Consider the following 17,843-nt stretch of genomic DNA (forward strand, 5'->3'; position numbering starts at 1 on the left):
CTCTTTCTGTTCTTCTTTAGGTTTTAATTTCTCTTTTTCCAATTTCTTCTGATAGGCAAGAAGTTGTGTGTCGTTCATCTTACCAATATTTTTATGAATATTATCCAGAACTTCTTTTTGCAAAGGTTGCAACTCTTTTTCTTGTGTTAATCCAGTGTACACCTGGCGTATATAAAAGTTTGTGGTGTTGTACATATTCTTAGCATTATGACAAGATTCTTGAAAATAAGAATACATACGATGCCCTTTTTTAATCCAAATTTGAAGAGTTTTATAGTTTGATGGATTTTCCTTTGTCATTTTATTCACCTCCTTGTTAAGGATATTATAGCAAAAAAAAACGGAACGTATGTTTCCGTTTTTTTTCTTGGAAATAAAATATTTCTTTCGATTCACCTCGCCACCTTCACTTACGTTTAGAGGTGGGAGTCCTCTCGAAAGGCATGATAGAAAAAATAAACCTCTCTGCAAGCAGAGAGGTTTATTTCATGAAACTAACTCAAATGGCTTATTGTAATAATTTAGAAACCATTTGTGGAGTTTGGTTCGCTTGAGAAAGCATGCTGATACCAGCTTCGTTCAAGATTTTGAACTTAGTCATCTCAGACATTTCTTTCGCCATATCAGCGTCTTCTACTTGAGAAGCAGCAGATGCCATACTAGATTGTTGGCTCTTTAGGTTGTTTACGTTAAAGTCTAGACGGTTTAATGTAGAACCTAGAGTTGCACGGTTAGAAGCAAGAGTTTCTAATGCAGCATCGATTGCTTTAACTGCAGCAGATGCATTTCCAGTACCACCAGTAGCTCCACTAGTAGAATTACCTTCAATAGCAGCTTTAAACATAGCGCCAATTGCACGAGCAGCTTCTAGAGTATTACCAGAACCATCTACTTTTTGGAAGTTGTCAATAGCAGTGGAGATTTTTGCGACATCATCTTGATTCATAGCACCTTTAACTGCGTTGAATGTAGTTACAAATGTATTCATTTTACTTGTTCTGTCAGCAGGGTTTAGACCACTGCCAGCAGTAGTATTTAAATCCTCTAAAGCTTTTGCAGCTGCTTCTGCACCACTAACTTGTCCTGTTGTAACTGCAGGGGCAAACTTATCAAATACAGTATTAATATTTTTTGCATTTTCTAATGTATTGCTAGCTTCAAATTTTTCGATGGCAGCTTCAAGTTTTGCAACATCATCTTTATTATAATTTGCTTTAATACCTTCAAAACCAGCTTTGAAAGCGTCAACAGCAGTTGTTCTTTGAGATTCAGATTTACCTGTAGTACCAGCATCTAAAGCTTCAATTGCATCAGCTAAACCTTCTACAGCAGCAGTATCATCAACGCCAGTTAATTTAGTACCGCTACCAGCAGCAGTACCAGCATCAGCAATAGTTAAACCATTAATTTTTAAAGCAGTTGTAGAAGTATCTGATAAGTTAATTTGGATTTGTTTAGATTTATCGAATGAATCTAATGTTTGAATTGCGATAGATTTATTAGAACCATCTAAAAGTTTTTTATCGTTAAATTCTGTGTTTTTAGAGATATAATCAATTTGTTCTTTTAATGCAGCGAATTCTTTATCTAATGCACCTTGGTTTTTATCTGTATTCGTACCATTTGCAGATTGGTTAGCAAGGTCACGCATACGAAGTAAGATGTTAGATACTGAGTTCATTGCTGAGTCAGCTGTACGGATTAAAGAAATACCGTCTTGTGTATTGTTAGCTGCAACACCTAATCCGCTTTCACGTGCACGCATACGAGTTGCGATTGCAAGACCTGCTGCATCGTCAGAAGCGTTGTTGATACGTTTACCGCTTGATAAACGATCCATTGAGTTACTCATTTTTGCTTGGTTTTGGCGCATGTACTCTTGAGTACGCATGCTATTAATATTTGTATTAATTCTCATATTTAGAACCCCCATTTTTTGATTTTGATTTTTCTGTGAATTTCTAAACGGTAATATACAAAAAAATCAATTTCGAATTTATTGTAATCCTTGCTATATCAAGTGTCAACTTAAAATTTGAATTAATAAATATAAAAAAATAACAGTTTAACAATTTAGTTGTTTTTTTATTACAAAGGATTATTGCAAACTTTTAAAAAAAACTCTAATATTAGAATATCTTTGTTTACCGAAAAGGTGATATTATGGTAGTTGGAAATGTAGTAAAAGAAGTGCTTGCATATAAAAAAGGACAATTTCAGCAAAAGTTAAGTAGTCCGCAGGCGTTCGTTAGTAGTCGTTTTCAAGAGAAGTTGCAGAGCGAACCTGCGAAGGAGACGAAAGCTACTAGTCAGCCGGAAAAAGTAGAAGATATGAGTAAGCCGGTACAATCTACGAAAATAGAAACGCTCGTTAATACAGGTGATTCTAGTAAAGTAGAGGAAGCAAGTAAGCCTGAAGAAAAGTCTGAAACGAAGAAAGTAGATGAAGTGCAAGTTGCGCAAAAAGAGTTTGAACGACGCTTCCCAGAAGCCAAAAATGAGGCTGTCGATACGTGGGGATTAACTAATAAATATAATATTCAGAAAATACGTTCTTCAAATGAAGGGAAGTATGAGGATATTATTGATCGCGTTAGTCGTACATACGGAATTCCGAAAACGTTAATTCAAAAAATGATTGAAGTTGAGTCTAATTTTAATCCGAAAACGGTATCACATGCAGGGGCGATGGGGCTTATGCAACTTATGCCAGCGAATGTGAAGGAGATGGGTGTGAAGAATCCATTTTCACCAGCTGAAAGTATTGAAGGCGGCGTGAAAGAGTTAAGCGGTTATTTAAAGAAACATAACGGTGATCTTGTTCTTGCGCTTGCGTCTTATAATGCTGGTCCTGGTAATGTGAGAAAGTACGGAGGCGTACCGCCATTTAAAGAAACGCAAGGATATATTAAAAAAATATTGAATATCGATGTTTCAAAATAAGGAACTTCATTATATATAAAATAGAAAATTTTTGTGAACACGATATGGGAGTGGGCTAGGTTTGAAATTACAAGATGATATTCCGTTAACAATTTATTTTGAAATCGGAAATACGAAAAAGAAAATTGAAGATCTGCTTCATATTACGAAGGGTACATTGTATCGTCTTGAAAATTCAACGAAAAATACGGTGCGTATTATGCTTGAGAATGAAGAGATTGGAACCGGAAAGATTTTGACGAAGAATGGGAAGATGTACGTTGAAATCGTTGAATTGAAAAGGTAGGGAAGGGGATTTTCATGAGTGGCGATAAATTAAGCCAAGAACAAATTGATGCCCTGCTGAAGGCGGTGAATGAAGGCGAGGAAATGCCAGCTTTCGCACAAGGAGCAGGGAAGCAAGATAAATTTCAAGAGTATGATTTTAATAGACCGGAAAAATTCGGTGTTGAGCATTTACGTAGTTTGCAAGCGATTGCTTCTACGTTTGGTAAACAGACGTCACAAGCGCTTTCCGCTCGTATGCGTATTCCCATTGAACTAGAGCCGTCGACTGTTGAGCAAGTTCCATTTACGAGTGAATATGTGGAGAAAATGCCGAAAGATTATTATTTATATTGCGTGATTGATCTTGGGCTTCCAGAGCTTGGAGAAATTGTTGTTGAGATTGATTTAGCATTTGTCATTTATATTCATGAGTGTTGGCTTGGCGGAGATAGTAAGCGTACGTTTACGATGCGTAGACCGCTTACTGCATTTGAGTTTTTAACACTTGATAATATATTCGCTCTTATTTGTAAAAATTTAGAACAATCGTTTGAAAGCGTTGTTGCGATTAAACCGACATTTGTAACGACAGAAACGGATCCAAATGCACTTAAAATTACGACGGCGAGCGATATTATTTCATTGCTGAACGTAAATATGAAAACGGATTTTTGGAATACGACGGTTCGTATCGGGATTCCGTTTTTATCTGTTGAAGAGATAATGGATAAGTTAACGTCTGAAAATATTGTCGAACATTCTTCGGATAAGCGTAAAAGGTATACGTCTGAAGTGGAAGTGAAAGTAAATCAACTGTATAAACCTGTTCACGTTGCGATTGGTGAGCAGAAGATGACAATGGGTGAGATTGAGCAAATTGAAGAAGGCGATATTATTCCGCTGCATACGAAAGTTTCGGATCAATTACGCGGTTATGTCGATGGAAAACATAAATTTAATTGTTTTATCGGGAAAGATGGAACGCGTAAGGCGCTTCTATTTAAAAGTTTTGTAGAGTAGGAGGGTCTATATGAAGCATGAAGTATCTCCTGTGTCATTAATGGGGTTAGAAGAATTTGTAGGAAAGCGAAATGAAGCAGGTAAAGCACATATTGATACTGTTTCAGATATTTCGATTGATTTAGGTGTAAAGCTTGGGAAGTCATCTATTACACTTGGTGACGTGAAGCAATTAAAAGTTGGCGATGTTCTTGAAGTAGAGAAAAACTTAGGACATAAAGTAGATGTGTATTTAAGTAATATGAAAGTCGGCATTGGTGAAGCAATCGTAATGGATGAGAAGTTTGGCATTATTATTTCTGAAATTGAAGCTGACAAGAAACAAGCTGCGCTTATGAAAGCGCAAAGGCAAATGCAAGATAAAGAGTAGAGGAGGAGTCATATGTCGTATATGACGACCTTATTTCAAGTCGTTTTACTGTTTGGTGCGCTCGGTTATGGTGCATATTATATGACGAAAAAGACGCGCAAACAGCAATTTTTTAAGCAAGGTGAAAATGGCCATATTCAAGTGAAAGACGGCGTGTATTTAAATCATCAAACGAGCGCCTTTTTGTTTGAAGTGGACGGAAAGCAAGTATTCACTGTTATTAGTAATAACGGTGTACAATCTGTGCAATTAACAGGAACAGGAAATCAGTTTCAACAAGCGCTAGAAGATGCGGTGAAGAGTGAAACGAAAAAAGTAGAGGATCCATCATGAGAATAAAGAAACAGTTATCGTTATGTACCGCTATTTTCGTATTTTCTATTATTTTTTCATTTGTTTTTGTAAATCCAGCGTATGCAGCCCCGAACGGTTTTATTAATTTTGAAAATGGAAAAGAGTTTACGAGTAATTCCAGTGTACAGTTATTTGCACTTGTTACTCTTTTATCATTATCTTCTTCTATCGTTCTATTATTTACACATTTTACTTATTTTATGATCGTTCTTGGCATTACACGTCAAGGACTTGGGGTAATGAATTTACCGCCGAACCAAGTACTTGTTGGACTTGCTTTATTTTTATCACTTTTTACAATGCAGCCTGTACTTGGACAGTTAAAGAGTGATGTGTGGGATCCGATGACGAAAGAGCAAATAACAGTAAGTCAAGCTGCGGAGACGACAGCACCTATTATGAAAGATTATATGTCGAAGCATACGTATAAGCATGATTTAAAAATGATGCTGAAAGTGCGCGGAGAAGAATTGCCGAAAGATTTGAAAGACCTTTCCTTATTTACGCTCGTACCATCCTTTACGTTAACACAAATTCAAAAAGGATTATTAACGGGGATGTTCATTTATTTAGCGTTTGTATTTATAGATTTAATTATTAGTACACTTTTAATGTACCTTGGGATGATGATGGTACCGCCGATGATTTTAAGTTTACCGTTCAAAATACTCGTTTTCGTATATTTAGGTGGATATACAAAAATCGTCGACATTATGTTTAAAACGGTCGCCTGAAGCGTTTGATGCTATGTGATAGGAGTCATATAAATGAATACGTCACCAATTATAGATATTTTTCAAACCTTTTTTTATAAAGGGGTTATGATTTTAATGCCGGTTGCCGGCGTTAGTATGATCGTCGTTATTATTATCGCTGTCATTATGGCGATGATGCAAATTCAAGAGCAAACGCTGACGTTTTTACCGAAAATGGCGAGTATTGTGCTCGTTATTATCATTTTAGGTCCGTGGATGTTTCAAGAGTTAACGATGCTCATTTTAGATTTATTTGATAAAATTCCATCGCTATTGCGTTCGTACTAAGATAGGTGAATTGAAATGAATATGGAATTATGGGCGGCGACGTTTTTTGCGTTTTGCCGCATTACTTCATTTTTATATTTTTTACCGTTTTTCTCAGGTCGATCGATTCCAGCAATGGCAAAGGTTACATTTGGACTTGGTCTTTCTATTACAGTTGCGGATCAAGTGGATGTTTCTCACATAAAGACAGTTTGGGATGTAGCCGCTTATGCAGGAACGCAAATTGTAATTGGATTATCTCTTGCGAAAATTGTAGAAATGCTATGGAACATTCCAAAAATGGCCGGGCATATTTTAGACTTTGATATCGGTTTATCACAAGCAAGTTTGTTTGATGTGAATGCAGGATCGCAGTCTACTTTACTATCAACCATTTTTGACATATTTTTTCTCATTATTTTTATTTCACTTGGCGGCATTAATTATTTCGTTGCCACGATTTTAAAGTCGTTTCAATATACAGAGGCGATTTCAAAATTGCTGACGACTAGTTTTTTAGATAGTCTACTCGCAACGTTATTATTTGCGATTACATCAGCGGTTGAAATTGCTCTTCCGCTTATGGGGAGTTTATTCATCATTAACTTTGTTCTTATTTTAATCGCAAAAAACGCTCCGCAATTAAATGTTTTTATGAATGCGTATGTCATTAAAATTACGTGTGGTATTTTGTTTATTGCGATGAGTGTACCGATGCTCGGCTATGTATTTAAAAATATGACAGATGTATTACTTGAGGAATATATGAAACTATTTAACTTTTTCTTAACGAAGTAGGGGGACGCGTATGGCAAAGGATAATAAAACTGAAAAGGCCACCCCGCAGAAGCGTAAAAAATCGCGTGAAGAAGGGAATATTGCCCGGAGTAAAGATTTAAATAACTTATTTTCCATTCTCGTATTAGCAGTTGTCGTGTATTTTTTCGGAGATTGGTTAGGGTTTGAAATTGCAAATTCCGTAGCGGTGCTGTTTGATCAAATTGGGAAAAATACAGATTCGACTGAGTATTTTTATTTAATGGGGATATTATTACTAAAAGTATCAGCTCCTATATTAATACTCGTATACGCTTTTCATTTATTCAATTATATGATTCAAGTCGGTTTCTTATTTTCTTCTAAAGTTATTAAGCCGAAAGCGTCACGTATTAATCCGAAAAACTATTTTACGAGACTGTTTAGTCGTAAAAGTTTAGTAGATATTTTGAAATCATTGTTTTATATGGGATTAATCGGTTACGTTTCGTACGTTCTCTTTAAAAAGAATTTAGAGACAATTGTAAGTATGATTGGTTTTAACTGGACCGCGTCACTTACTGAAATTATTAGGCAAATTAAATTTATCTTTTTAGCTATTTTAATTATTTTAATCGTTCTTTCTATTATTGATTTTATTTATCAAAAATGGGAGTACGAACAAGATATTAAGATGAAAAAAGAAGAAGTGAAACAAGAGCATAAAGATAATGAAGGGGACCCGCAAGTAAAAGGGAAACGAAAAAACTTTATGCACGCCATATTGCAAGGGACAATTGCGAAGAAGATGGATGGCGCAACGTTTATTGTAAATAACCCGACGCACATTTCGGTCGTACTTCGTTACAATAAACAAGTTGATGCAGCACCAATTGTCGTTGCAAAAGGGGAAGATGAACTCGCTTTATACATACGAACACTTGCCCGTGAACAAGAAATACCAATGGTGGAAAATCGTCCACTTGCTCGTTCTTTATATTATCAAGTCGAGGAAGATGAGGCGATTCCAGAAGATTTATACGTAGCTGTAATTGAAGTTATGCGCTATTTAATTCAAACGAATGAACTTGAAGTGTAATAGCGCGTTTGGAGGAGATCTCTTTGTTTAAGATAGATTCGGCAAGAACTTATTTTTCTATCTTTTTAGCAGCGTCATTCGTTGTGGCGCTTCTAATTCCACTTCCACCATTTATACTTGATATCATTATCGTTTTTCTACTAAGTATGTCAGTGCTTATTTATATGCGAGCGACAAGTATTAACGAGTGGGATGAATTAAAGTCATTTCCGACGATGTTGTTATTAATCGGGATTTTCCGCGTATCGATTAACGTTTCGACGACGCGAGCGATTTTGACAGATGGAAATGCAGGGCATGTTATTGAAGAGTTCGGCCAGTTCGTAATTGGCGGGAACTTATTAATTGGTATCGTTATTTTTATAGTATTAATCATATTCCAGTTTATCGTTGCGAACGGTGCATCTCGTACAGCGGAAGTAGCGGCTCGTTTTACACTTGATTCTTTACCAGGGAAACAAATGTCTATCGATGCTGACTTAAATCAGCGCATTATTACAGAGAAAGATGCACAGGCAAAACGAAAAAAGTTAAATATGGAAACAGAGTTTTACGGAGCGATGGATGGTGCCGGGAAGTTCATTAAAGGGGACGTTATTTTCGGGATTGTCATTTTATTCGTAAACATCATTTTCGGTTTAATTGTCGGCATGATGCAGCAAGGGATGAGCTTTGCAGAAGCGGCTATTCATTATACACAGTTAACTGTCGGGGACGGAATTGTAAACCAAATCGGTTCGTTAATGCTTGCGATTTCAACTGGTATTATCGTAACGCGTGTATTTGACGGTTCACCTGATACAGTAACAGAAGGTATTTTTAAAGAGTTATTAGCACATGAAGTAGTTGTCTATGCGCTCGGTGGTTTATTTATCGCAATGGGGATATTTACACCACTACCATTTCTACCATTTGCACTCGTTGGAGGCACAATTATTTTCTTAGGAGTTCGTAACAAACAGCGAATAAAGAAAGAGAAAGAAGACGAGCTTCAAAAAGAATTAGAAATGATTCAAGGTGATGAAGAGCAATTACAACAAGTAGAAGATTCATTCGGAGTATTTACAGATAAATATCCAATTATCGTAGAGCTCGGTTTAGATTTAGCGGCACTTGTAAAGCAGAAAATTAACGGGGAAACAGCTCGTGATAAAGTTGTGCTTATGAGGAAGTCGATTATTACCGACCTTGGTATTAACGTTCCTGGCATTAACTTTAAAGATAATACGAGTTTCAGGCCACGCGGACGATATATTATTCGTATTAAAGGTGCGAAGGCGGCTGAAGGTGTTTTAAAATCTGGTTATTTATTAGCACTGAAAACACCGAACGTAATGGCTGATTTAGATGCAGAACCAGCGAAAGATCCTATTTTCGGTGAAGATGGATATTGGATCTTAGAGCATATGGTACAAGATGCGCAAATGAAAGGCTATCAAGTGTTAGAGCCACTTAGCATATTAATTACACATTTAGATGTTGTCGTTAGACGTAATCTTCACGAGTTAATTCAGCGTCAGCATGTGAAAGACTTAATTAACTCGCTTGAAAATGATAATGGCGTTTTATTAGAAGAGATTAAGAAGAAAGAAATTGATTTATCACTCGTTCAAAATGTTATTAAACAACTATTAAAAGAAGGAATTTCCATCCGCGATTTACCAACAATTATTGAAGGTATTATTGACGGAAAAGAAGTTTATCAAAACCATGTAGATGGTGTAACATCATTCGTTCGTGAATGTATCTCAAAAGTTATTTGTGAACATGCAAAAAATCCTGATGGGAAAATATATGCGGCGCTCTTCTCTGATTCAATCGAGTTAGATGCGGATGTTGTGAACAATTCTTATCAAGGTTATTTATTAAACTGGGATTTAGATTTAGAAACGCGTGTCGTTGAGCAAGTACAGCGCGTCTTTAAACAAGCTCGTTTAATGGGAAGAGAACCCGTATTATTAACGCGTAGAAAAGATTTCAGATTTGCGATTGTAAGACTACTTGAGCGTTATCAAATAGAAGCACAAGTGCTTTGTATTAGTGAATTAGCACCAGAAATTGTTGTAGATCAAATTGCCTATATTGAATAGTAGGGGGTGAAGTAATGGAAAGTACAGAAAAGAAAGAAGCGTTAATGCGAATAAAAGCAGCTTCGAAAAATGAATTGTATCGAAAGTTATTTGACCAGTATGGTACAGATTATTATTACGTTGTCGATGAAAGTGTAAAACGAAATATCCCGTTTTTTTGGAAAAAGAATTATGAAATGTTAGTTGCTTTTCCAGAGGATAAACGGGAAGAAGTGAATGAAAGCACAGCTCAATTTCATGAACAATTAATGGATGTTGTAAGTGATACTACGGAACAAATTGTGAAGGCGAACGGCATTCAATCGGTACTGCACAATTTAGAAAATGTGACGACTTCTATGTCATACGCGGCGATGCAAACAGGAAATAGTGAAGAATGGACAAGAAAGAAAGAGAAGCTATTAAAGCTGTTTGAAAAAGGAATCGTCGTTGTGAAGCAGACGGAAGAAACGCAAGTAACGAAAAAGCAGCATGCTGTGAAAAAAGTCGTTTCTGCTAAAAAAGAAGAAGTTGTAAAAACAGAAAAACAACAATCTGTACCGTTTATTATTCAAAAAGTAATTCGGATGTTAGAACAAAATGATGTAGAACAATATTTCATTCATGCATATGCGGAAAAGTTAAAAGTGAAGTTTGAGAAGGCAACGATGATTACAGAAGAAGAAGTAATCGAATATATATTGGAAGATATGAAATCTCATTTCAATACCGAGAATGTTTTTGAAAAAAAAGTACAAACAATTGCTTTAATCGGCCCAACCGGCGTTGGGAAAACGACGACACTGGCGAAAATGGCATGGCAGTTTCATGGCAAGAAAAAAACAGTTGGTTTTATTACGACAGACCATTCGCGTATTGGGACGGTGCAGCAACTGCAAGATTACGTAAAGACAATTGGATCAGAAGTAATCGCTGTGCGTGATGAATCTGCAATGGCAAGAGCACTTACGTACTTTAAAGAAGAAGCGCGCGTCGATTATATTTTAATTGATACAGCTGGAAAAAATTATCGTACGTCAGAAACAGTGGAAGAAATGATTGAAACGATGGGACAAGTAGAACCAGATTACATTTGTTTAACGTTATCAGCTTCTATGAAAAGTAAAGATATGATTGAAATCATTACGAACTTTAAAGATATTCATATAGATGGAATTGTATTTACGAAATTTGATGAAACAGCAAGTAGTGGCGAATTGTTGAAAATTCCAGCAGTATCATCAGCTCCTATTGTATTAATGACAGATGGACAAGACGTGAAGCAACATATCCATATCGCTACAGCTGAACATTTAGCAAAACAAATGTTACAAACATCGTAGAAAAGAGGTGAAGAATAAGGCCTTTGCCTTATTCAAACGAGTATGAACGGTCTTTATATAGGTTCTATGGGTATGATGAATTACATGCAGCGTATTAATGTTCATTCGAATAACGTTGCAAATGCTCAAACGACAGGATTTAAAGCGGAAAATATGACTTCTAAAGTATTTGATGTACAAGACACATATCGAAGTGGCGATGGAGCCACGACAAATATCGGTAAGGTTGATTATGCTGTAGTGCCAGCCGCGACTCATGTGAATTTAGTACAAGGAAATATACAAATGACAAATAGTGCTACAGATTTCTTTTTAGATGACGGTGTAGCCGGCACAACATCATTTTTCGTTACATCTAAAAACGATGAAACATTTTTAACGAGAGATGGTAGTTTTACAGTAAATAGTGATCGTTACCTGCAAACATCTTCAGGTGCTTTCGTAATGGGAGAGAATAATGAGCGCATTCGTATTCCAGAAGGAGTAAAGGTCGCTGTACAAGCAGATGGTACATTATATGATGAAATAACACAAAATAATATCGCCCGCTTGCAAACGAAAACAGTAGATGCAGAAACGAATAATCGTCTTGTGCAACGTGAAAATAAAAGCTTTACGCTAGCTGAAGGAAATATTGCTGATCTACCGAACGGTACAGGGATAGTAAAAAATCATATGCTAGAAAACTCAAATGTAGATATGACGAAAGAGATGGCAGATCTTATGGCGAGTCAAAAAATGATTCAAGCATCGCAACGTATTATGACTTCATTTGATAAAATTTATGAAAAAGAAGCGAATGAAATATTGAGATAAAGGACTTCCATTAGCGGAGGTCTTTTTTTATTGCTTTTATTACAGTTACATCATAAAATGATAATGATTATCAATATCGTTTTATTCATTTTCATAAGAATGGAATTTCATAATGATAGCAACATTTGTTTAACTAAGTGAATTAAAACAAGGGGATGGTGTGTATATGTCTACAAAAAAACAACTTTGCATTGGATTATGTTTAATCTCTAGACAGAAAGAAGATAGTATATTTGATTCGGGAATTAACGAACAAGTAGAGTTAGCGAAACGAGCAGAAAAATCGAAGTTAGATTTTGTTTTTAAGGCAGATTATTTAGTGGCACACCCGGATTTAATCGCTCGTAATAAAGGTAATGTCATTTTAGATCCAACGTTACTGTTTACTGCTATTGCGTATGCAACAGAAAAAATTGGAGTCGTTACAACTGCCTCAACTTCGTTTTATCCACCATATATATTAGCGAGGCAATTACAATCTTTAAACTGGATAAGTAACGGACGAGTAGGTTGGAATATTGTTACATCCATTGATGGTGCTGAAAACTTTGGTGAGACAGAGATGCCACCATCTGAAGAGCGATACGCGAAAGCGGAAGAATGCACAGCGTTAGTAAGAAAGCTTTGGGGGAGTCACCCTAATGATGTATTGAAAGTAGATAATCCTGATGTTATTAGAGAGATGGTAAAGCCTATCGAGCATAATGGTGAATACTTTAAGGTGAAAGGGCCACTTAATATTCCGCAGCATATGTCAGGGGAAATGCCAGTATTCCAAGCTGGTGCGTCAGAGGCAGGCCGGAATTTTGCTGCTTCTGTTGCGGATGCGATTTTCGCCGCGATGCCAGATGTAGAGTCAGGAATTGAACTGCGTCAAGATTTAAGAAGAAGAGCAGAAAAACACGGCCGAAACCAAGATGATATACGTGTATTGCCGGGGTTATATTTCTTTATAGGCGATACATACGAAGAAGCGTTAGAAATGCATAGGCAAGCTCATCAACATCTCACAAAAGAGAAGAGGTATGCGTTACTCGAAATGGTTCTCGGACTAGACGCTAGAGGAATTCCGCTAGAAAGTAAGATTACGGAAGAGATGCTGCCAAGTCGGAATCAAACTGTTCGTAGTAAAACACATGCAGAATTATTACGGAACTTCATTATCAAAAATGAACCAACTGTTGGACAAATACTAGAACGACCAGAAGTTGTTGGATCAGCTCATTGGGTTGTGGTTGGTACACCACAAGACGTTATGAATCAAATTATGGATAGGTTTGAGGCAGGAGCATTAGATGGATTTATCGCTATTCCAGGAGGACCTCCAAAGTCACTGGATTTATTCTTAAGTAGAGTCATTCCTTTATTTGTGAAGGCCGGTGTATTTAGAGAAGAGTATACAGGTTCTACTTTACGTGAACACATGGAGGAGAACTTATCAAATACGTTGCAGCTAAAATAAGTAGAATAGTATGTAGAAAAAGCCTTTCATAAGAAGGCTTTTTGTTTTTGGGGTAAATTTCAGAATTATCAATTGACTTTGCGGGTCTGTTTTTTTATATTAGTAGGTATACTAATAACTACTAATATACATGCATCGTTTTGAAATGAGAGTTATATAGAATGTGAGGTGTTACAGATGGATGAAATTATAAAGGAATTACAAAAGTTAGGTTTTTCACAGTACGAATGTAAAGCGTATATTGGACTATTGAAACATTCCCCAGTAACTGGGTATGAAGTGAGTAAACAAACAGGGGTACCTCGTTCGATGATTTATGAAGTGCTTGGTAAGTTAATGGATAAAGGAGCGGTGCATATCGTTCCGTCAGAACCTGTGAAATATGTACCAGTACCAGCTACCGAATTAATGAATCGAATGCGAAAAGATTTTGAGAAGTCCTTTGAATTTTTAGATGAGAAATTAAATTGTTTAGAACAAGAGCGACAAATAGATGTCATTTCGCATATTCGCTCAAATGATCGTGTTTTGAAAGAAATATGCAATATAATTAATAGAGCAAAAGAAGAGTTATGGATTTCTGTATGGGAAGATCAAGTGCATGAAATTGAGCCATTCATTCATCAAAAAGAAGAGGAAGGAGTACATATATTTTCAATTTTATTTGGTGCTCCAGAAACTAAAATAGGAGCGACATTTCACCACAATTATATGACGCCTCACGTTGTTGAAAAGCGGATGGGTGGTCATTTAACTGTTATCGCGCGTGATGGGGAAGAAGTATTAATTGCGAACTTCTCAAATGATAGTACTTCATGGGCCGTTACAACGTACGACCCAGCACTCGTTCTCGTTGCTACAGAGTATGTGCGGCACGATATTATGGTTGAAGAAATCACAAAGGAATTTGGAGCTGATAAGTTAGATACGTTATGGCGTGAAAATATAGATTTAGTTCATGTCGTAACAGGAAAACGAACTTTAGAAGGAATGGAGGATGATAAGGATGAGTAAAGCTCAGGCACATGTAGCTTTGCAGAGCGATGATACATTTCAGCAAGGAGTAAAAGATTGTTTACCAACTGTATTTGGTTATTTAAGCATTGGTATAGCAGCTGGTGTAATTGCAAAAACAGCAGGTTTCTCTATCATTGAAATTGCGTTTATGTCCACTTTAATTTATGCAGGTTCTGCCCAATTTATATTAGCTGGTATGTATGCAGCTGGTGCTCCAGCTTCCGCAATTATTTTTACCGTGTTTTTTGTTAATTTACGTCATTTATTAATGAGTGCAGCACTTGCACCGTACTTTACGAAAATTCCTCTCTTTAAAAACTTACTCATCGGTTCACAAATTACAGATGAAACGTTCGGTGTTGCAATACAGCACGCAGCGCAAAAAGGATATTTAGGTGAAAGATGGATGATCGGGCTAAATGTCACGGCGTATTTAAATTGGATTCTTGCTACTATTATTGGCGGGCTATTTGGTGAGTGGATACCAGATCCGCATACGTACGGCATGGATTATGCATTACCAGCAATGTTTATCGGGTTATTTGTACTTCAGCTCATAAGTAGTAAACCGAAACTAGCAATTCATCTAAGTGTTGCAATTATAGCAATTATTATCGCGTATGTTTCACACTTATTTATGCCAGATAGTATAGCGGTTATTATTGCAACATTACTAGCTGCGACGATTGGAGTGATGATTGAAAAATGGAAATGAGATTGGACGTAATATTACTTTTACTAGCAGCAGGAGCTGTTACACTCGTGCCACGTATTTTACCTCTACTCGTATTTAGCAAACTACAAATTCCGGACTGGGGTTTAAAATGGTTAAATTACATACCAATTGCGATATTAGCAGCACTTTTAGCGCAAGTTTTATTTATGCATGAGACGATGCAGTGGGATTACTTGATTGCAGCAATTCCAACATTTCTTGTAGCGATATATACTCGTAGTCTATTAGGTACAGTATTAACAGGAGTGATTGTGATTATTTTGTTACGTTTCTTTTTCTAAAAAGGATTACGCTCATATAATAGCGAAAGGTGTAATAACATGAAAAATATAGGGGTGGTGTTATGATACTTTTAACGATAGGAGCAATTTTGTTAACGTTGTTTATTTTCTTTATTATCGGCTTTATTACGTTTATGATGTTTGTTGATAGAGCGACACCTCAAATTTATTATACACCTTGTGAATCAGTGACAGTAAAATCTAAAGGTAAACATAGAAGGAAGAAAAGTTGAAAGTTGGCTTTTCTTTCTTTCTCTTTATCTGATTTTTCTGTATAATTTAAGTTAGTTAGCTGACTAACTTAAAAGGTGGTTATAGAAATGGCAAAACCGAATGTTGTTAATAAAGAGAAGTTACTTGAAGCAGCAAAAGAAATTATTGCAGAGAACGGGATGGAAAAGTTGACATTAAAAGCAGTTGCAGAGAGTGCTCAAGTTACACAAGGTACCGTATATTATCATTTTAAAACGAAAGATCAATTATTACTTGAAGTAACTGAATCGTTTTGTAAAGCGTCGTGGGAACAAATAGGAAAGGATGTACAGTTAGAAAAGGCTTTACAGTCTGCTGAAAGTAGATGTGTGAAAGATTCAATGTATCATCATTTGTTTTTTCAATTAGTAGCTAGTGGATTACAAAATGATGCGATGAAAAATAAAATTGGTGGATTGTTACATTATGAAAACCAAGAATTAACAAGAGTGTTAAATAAAAAAATAGGAGATGCAATGACATCTCAAATTTCAACTGAAACGTGGAGCATTTTATGTAATGCATTAATTGACGGATTGGCATTGCAAGCATTATTCAATCCATCTTTTTCTACAGATAAAGTATATGGTGATTTGTATATGCTTTTGGAAAAGTTTACAGTGCTACAAAAGGGAGGTAATGTCAGTGAATAACAGACTTTGGCTCACTATTTTATTTTCTATTGGCGTTTGGTTTTTTGCCTCAGCATTCTTCATTATTTTCGGTTCTTCCGTTTTATTAGAATACACTTCAAATAGATTTTTTCTACAAATGACGTTTCTTGAATTAGGAACGGCTATAGCTTTATATTTTGTAATGTGGTTATACCAAAAACTAGATACTACGAAATATGCAGTTATTAAGTTAGGTATATGTGGTACAGCAATCGGTTTGATTTTAGATTCTTACATCTTATATAATTCTTCTAGTATATTCTCACAATACTCCTCACAGCAAATCATATCATTTACCATTTGGATGGTTATTGCGTATGCTCTATATTTAATAATTCCTTTCGTCATGGAACGAAAAAGACTGTTATAAAGAGGTCTTTTATCCTCTTTATAACAGTCACATCCCCGAAAGAACTAACAACAATAACCCAAATAAAAAACTAATAAAGGAAAGAAAACCGATACATATGGAGAACACACGATTGTTTCTCCATTCGCGCCAGAAAGTGATAAAACCTAAAATGCAAAGGAAAAACCAAATAGGCAGGAATAGAAACTCGCTAACTTTCTCAGGGAGTAACGTATAAAAAGATGTTAAATATAAGATCCAATTTGCAAAAAATAAAATGGAAATGATAATAGATTGTAAGTAGGGACGTTTTGAAAACTCCCCCTTTTTTACGGTTACAAAAATGATAGTTAGCGCTGAGAAAAAGGCAATGAATATGAAAATAAGTAAGAGTAATGTAAGCGTCATTTAACTCTCCTTTATAAGAGTGTTTTTACAAGAAACGAATCTATTAAATTGTATGCTTGTTTTGTAGAGTGCACGTTATATTTTTCAGTATACGGATTTAGAAAACCATGTTCACCGTGTAGTTGTTGTATTTCTAATAAAGGATTCTTTTGTTGCTGCAATGTTTGAATGAAAGAGGATACTGAAAAACTAGCTTCTTTTTCAGGGAATATAAGTAAGGTAGCGCATGTAGGCTTCATGTGAATATAGTCGCGTATACGAGAGCCGTAACATCCGATAATAAAATCTATTTTCGGATTGTTACTACATAGCCATGAGATGGTAGCTCCAACGCTAAAGCCGATAAGTCCAATATGTGTATAATTACTTGAAAGAGTATGGATGAATTCTTCAATTTGGTGTTTCCCATCATCAAATCCAATATGATTTACAAAATGTTCATATGCTTTTTCCTCATCACGATAATGAAATGCGTGTTGTGATTGTAGAAGATTAGGACAGAATACATCTATTTGAGATGAAGTGAAGTGGTGGGTAACGTGATGCATATGGTCGTTCACACCATATATTTCATGAACAATAACAAGAGCTAATTTTTTTTTCAT

Annotated in this window: 22 protein-coding genes and 1 pseudogene; 19 read left to right on the forward strand and 4 right to left on the reverse strand. The window is 35.9% G+C overall.

Features of this window, described 5'->3' with window-relative positions:
• Together BAQ48_RS18580 and BAQ48_RS18585 are read right to left on the reverse strand one after the other, a co-directional pair.
• Positions 1–300 (reverse strand): annotated as a pseudogene (locus BAQ48_RS18580) (RNA-guided endonuclease InsQ/TnpB family protein); the annotation flags it as partial.
• Between the two features lie 208 nt (positions 301–508).
• Positions 509–1,918: a flagellin N-terminal helical domain-containing protein gene (locus BAQ48_RS18585; RefSeq protein WP_071712306.1), complete on the reverse strand. Its 1,410-nt coding sequence runs from the start codon at positions 1,916–1,918 to the stop codon at positions 509–511.
• A 245-nt stretch (positions 1,919–2,163) separates the two neighbouring features.
• Between BAQ48_RS18585 and BAQ48_RS18590 the strand changes: the two genes are divergently transcribed.
• The 19 genes from BAQ48_RS18590 to BAQ48_RS18680 all read left to right on the forward strand — a co-directional run bounded on the left by BAQ48_RS18590 (position 2,164) and on the right by BAQ48_RS18680 (position 16,851).
• Positions 2,164–2,943, forward strand: a complete 780-nt coding sequence (locus BAQ48_RS18590; RefSeq protein ID WP_071712307.1) for a lytic transglycosylase domain-containing protein — start codon at positions 2,164–2,166, stop codon at positions 2,941–2,943.
• A gap of 61 nt (positions 2,944–3,004) precedes the next feature.
• Positions 3,005–3,229 (forward strand): flagellar motor switch protein FliN, encoded by a 225-nt coding sequence (locus BAQ48_RS18595; protein ID WP_000775710.1) that lies wholly within the window; start codon positions 3,005–3,007, stop codon positions 3,227–3,229.
• 14 nt (positions 3,230–3,243) lie between these two features.
• The gene (fliM, locus tag BAQ48_RS18600) at positions 3,244–4,230 is read left to right on the forward strand and encodes a flagellar motor switch protein FliM (protein ID WP_071712308.1); all 987 of its coding nucleotides are present in this window, start codon (positions 3,244–3,246) and stop codon (positions 4,228–4,230) included.
• Positions 4,231–4,240: 10 nt separating this feature from the next.
• On the forward strand, positions 4,241–4,600 hold the full coding sequence (gene fliN / locus BAQ48_RS18605) for a flagellar motor switch protein FliN (RefSeq protein WP_071712309.1): 360 nt from the start codon (positions 4,241–4,243) through the stop codon (positions 4,598–4,600).
• A 12-nt stretch (positions 4,601–4,612) separates the two neighbouring features.
• Positions 4,613–4,933 carry a hypothetical protein gene (locus BAQ48_RS18610; RefSeq protein ID WP_000121176.1) on the forward strand — a complete coding sequence of 107 codons (321 nt, stop codon included), beginning with the start codon at positions 4,613–4,615 and terminating at the stop codon, positions 4,931–4,933.
• Positions 4,930–5,688 (forward strand): flagellar type III secretion system pore protein FliP, encoded by a 759-nt coding sequence (locus BAQ48_RS18615; RefSeq protein WP_001220574.1) that lies wholly within the window; start codon positions 4,930–4,932, stop codon positions 5,686–5,688. Before BAQ48_RS18610 ends, BAQ48_RS18615 begins: the two co-directional genes overlap by 4 nt.
• Positions 5,689–5,721: 33 nt before the next feature.
• A complete protein-coding gene (locus BAQ48_RS18620) occupies positions 5,722–5,997 on the forward strand; it encodes a flagellar biosynthetic protein FliQ (RefSeq protein WP_001098082.1) in 276 nt (91 codons plus the stop codon).
• Positions 5,998–6,012: 15 nt separating this feature from the next.
• Positions 6,013–6,774, forward strand: coding sequence for a flagellar biosynthetic protein FliR (locus tag BAQ48_RS18625; RefSeq protein ID WP_071712310.1), 762 nt, complete (start codon positions 6,013–6,015; stop codon positions 6,772–6,774).
• A 10-nt stretch (positions 6,775–6,784) separates the two neighbouring features.
• Positions 6,785–7,831 (forward strand): flagellar type III secretion system protein FlhB, encoded by a 1,047-nt coding sequence (gene flhB / locus BAQ48_RS18630; protein ID WP_071712311.1) that lies wholly within the window; start codon positions 6,785–6,787, stop codon positions 7,829–7,831.
• A 23-nt stretch (positions 7,832–7,854) separates the two neighbouring features.
• Positions 7,855–9,921 carry a flagellar biosynthesis protein FlhA gene (flhA, locus tag BAQ48_RS18635; RefSeq protein ID WP_071712312.1) on the forward strand — a complete coding sequence of 689 codons (2,067 nt, stop codon included), beginning with the start codon at positions 7,855–7,857 and terminating at the stop codon, positions 9,919–9,921.
• A 14-nt stretch (positions 9,922–9,935) separates the two neighbouring features.
• Complete coding sequence (flhF, locus tag BAQ48_RS18640; RefSeq protein WP_071712313.1) at positions 9,936–11,243, forward strand: flagellar biosynthesis GTPase FlhF; 1,308 nt, start codon at positions 9,936–9,938, stop codon at positions 11,241–11,243.
• A gap of 42 nt (positions 11,244–11,285) precedes the next feature.
• A complete protein-coding gene (locus tag BAQ48_RS18645; RefSeq protein ID WP_071712314.1) occupies positions 11,286–12,059 on the forward strand; it encodes a flagellar basal-body rod protein FlgG in 774 nt (257 codons plus the stop codon).
• Between the two features lie 166 nt (positions 12,060–12,225).
• On the forward strand, positions 12,226–13,521 hold the full coding sequence (locus BAQ48_RS18650; protein ID WP_071712315.1) for an NtaA/DmoA family FMN-dependent monooxygenase: 1,296 nt from the start codon (positions 12,226–12,228) through the stop codon (positions 13,519–13,521).
• 177 nt (positions 13,522–13,698) lie between these two features.
• Positions 13,699–14,535 (forward strand): TrmB family transcriptional regulator, encoded by an 837-nt coding sequence (locus BAQ48_RS18655; protein ID WP_071712316.1) that lies wholly within the window; start codon positions 13,699–13,701, stop codon positions 14,533–14,535.
• Positions 14,528–15,253, forward strand: a complete 726-nt coding sequence (locus tag BAQ48_RS18660; RefSeq protein WP_071712317.1) for an AzlC family ABC transporter permease — start codon at positions 14,528–14,530, stop codon at positions 15,251–15,253. The genes BAQ48_RS18655 and BAQ48_RS18660 overlap by 8 nt, the downstream gene beginning before the upstream one ends.
• On the forward strand, positions 15,244–15,555 hold the full coding sequence (locus BAQ48_RS18665; protein ID WP_000425935.1) for an AzlD domain-containing protein: 312 nt from the start codon (positions 15,244–15,246) through the stop codon (positions 15,553–15,555). Before BAQ48_RS18660 ends, BAQ48_RS18665 begins: the two co-directional genes overlap by 10 nt.
• A 62-nt stretch (positions 15,556–15,617) precedes the next feature.
• Positions 15,618–15,788, forward strand: a complete 171-nt coding sequence (locus tag BAQ48_RS18670) for a DUF3951 domain-containing protein (RefSeq protein ID WP_063224060.1) — start codon at positions 15,618–15,620, stop codon at positions 15,786–15,788.
• An 87-nt stretch (positions 15,789–15,875) separates the two neighbouring features.
• Positions 15,876–16,460, forward strand: coding sequence for a TetR/AcrR family transcriptional regulator (locus BAQ48_RS18675; RefSeq protein ID WP_071712318.1), 585 nt, complete (start codon positions 15,876–15,878; stop codon positions 16,458–16,460).
• Entirely contained in the window at positions 16,453–16,851 is a 399-nt protein-coding gene (locus BAQ48_RS18680) for a DUF5367 family protein (RefSeq protein WP_116758538.1), read from the forward strand. The genes BAQ48_RS18675 and BAQ48_RS18680 overlap by 8 nt, the downstream gene beginning before the upstream one ends.
• Before the next feature lie 27 nt (positions 16,852–16,878).
• Here the strand turns inward: BAQ48_RS18680 and BAQ48_RS18685 are convergent, their stop codons facing one another.
• Entirely contained in the window at positions 16,879–17,238 is a 360-nt protein-coding gene (locus BAQ48_RS18685; protein ID WP_071712320.1) for a hypothetical protein, read from the reverse strand.
• A gap of 11 nt (positions 17,239–17,249) precedes the next feature.
• Complete coding sequence (locus tag BAQ48_RS18690) at positions 17,250–17,843, reverse strand: dienelactone hydrolase family protein (RefSeq protein WP_071712321.1); 594 nt, start codon at positions 17,841–17,843, stop codon at positions 17,250–17,252.

It is taken from the genome of Bacillus luti (assembly GCF_001884105.1).
Lineage (GTDB): Bacteria > Bacillota > Bacilli > Bacillales > Bacillaceae_G > Bacillus_A > Bacillus_A luti.

Excerpts from the sequence above, each read along its gene's own strand:
- BAQ48_RS18670 (WP_063224060.1), top strand. The coding sequence starts at position 15,618 with ATGATACTTTTAACGATAGGAGCAATTTTGTTAACGTTGTTTATTTTC.
- BAQ48_RS18650 (WP_071712315.1), top strand. The coding sequence starts at position 12,226 with ATGTCTACAAAAAAACAACTTTGCATTGGATTATGTTTAATCTCTAGA.
- BAQ48_RS18620 (WP_001098082.1), top strand. The coding sequence starts at position 5,722 with ATGAATACGTCACCAATTATAGATATTTTTCAAACCTTTTTTTATAAA.
- BAQ48_RS18625 (WP_071712310.1), top strand. The coding sequence starts at position 6,013 with ATGAATATGGAATTATGGGCGGCGACGTTTTTTGCGTTTTGCCGCATT.
- BAQ48_RS18665 (WP_000425935.1), top strand. The coding sequence starts at position 15,244 with ATGGAAATGAGATTGGACGTAATATTACTTTTACTAGCAGCAGGAGCT.
- BAQ48_RS18685 (WP_071712320.1), bottom strand. The coding sequence starts at position 17,238 with ATGACGCTTACATTACTCTTACTTATTTTCATATTCATTGCCTTTTTC.
- BAQ48_RS18615 (WP_001220574.1), top strand. The coding sequence starts at position 4,930 with ATGAGAATAAAGAAACAGTTATCGTTATGTACCGCTATTTTCGTATTT.
- flhB (WP_071712311.1), top strand. The coding sequence starts at position 6,785 with ATGGCAAAGGATAATAAAACTGAAAAGGCCACCCCGCAGAAGCGTAAA.
- BAQ48_RS18675 (WP_071712318.1), top strand. The coding sequence starts at position 15,876 with ATGGCAAAACCGAATGTTGTTAATAAAGAGAAGTTACTTGAAGCAGCA.
- BAQ48_RS18590 (WP_071712307.1), top strand. The coding sequence starts at position 2,164 with ATGGTAGTTGGAAATGTAGTAAAAGAAGTGCTTGCATATAAAAAAGGA.
- fliN (WP_071712309.1), top strand. The coding sequence starts at position 4,241 with ATGAAGCATGAAGTATCTCCTGTGTCATTAATGGGGTTAGAAGAATTT.
- fliM (WP_071712308.1), top strand. The coding sequence starts at position 3,244 with ATGAGTGGCGATAAATTAAGCCAAGAACAAATTGATGCCCTGCTGAAG.
- BAQ48_RS18645 (WP_071712314.1), top strand. The coding sequence starts at position 11,286 with ATGAACGGTCTTTATATAGGTTCTATGGGTATGATGAATTACATGCAG.
- BAQ48_RS18660 (WP_071712317.1), top strand. The coding sequence starts at position 14,528 with ATGAGTAAAGCTCAGGCACATGTAGCTTTGCAGAGCGATGATACATTT.
- BAQ48_RS18690 (WP_071712321.1), bottom strand. The coding sequence starts at position 17,843 with ATGAAAAAAAAATTAGCTCTTGTTATTGTTCATGAAATATATGGTGTG.
- BAQ48_RS18655 (WP_071712316.1), top strand. The coding sequence starts at position 13,699 with ATGGATGAAATTATAAAGGAATTACAAAAGTTAGGTTTTTCACAGTAC.
- BAQ48_RS18585 (WP_071712306.1), bottom strand. The coding sequence starts at position 1,918 with ATGAGAATTAATACAAATATTAATAGCATGCGTACTCAAGAGTACATG.
- flhF (WP_071712313.1), top strand. The coding sequence starts at position 9,936 with ATGGAAAGTACAGAAAAGAAAGAAGCGTTAATGCGAATAAAAGCAGCT.
- BAQ48_RS18610 (WP_000121176.1), top strand. The coding sequence starts at position 4,613 with ATGTCGTATATGACGACCTTATTTCAAGTCGTTTTACTGTTTGGTGCG.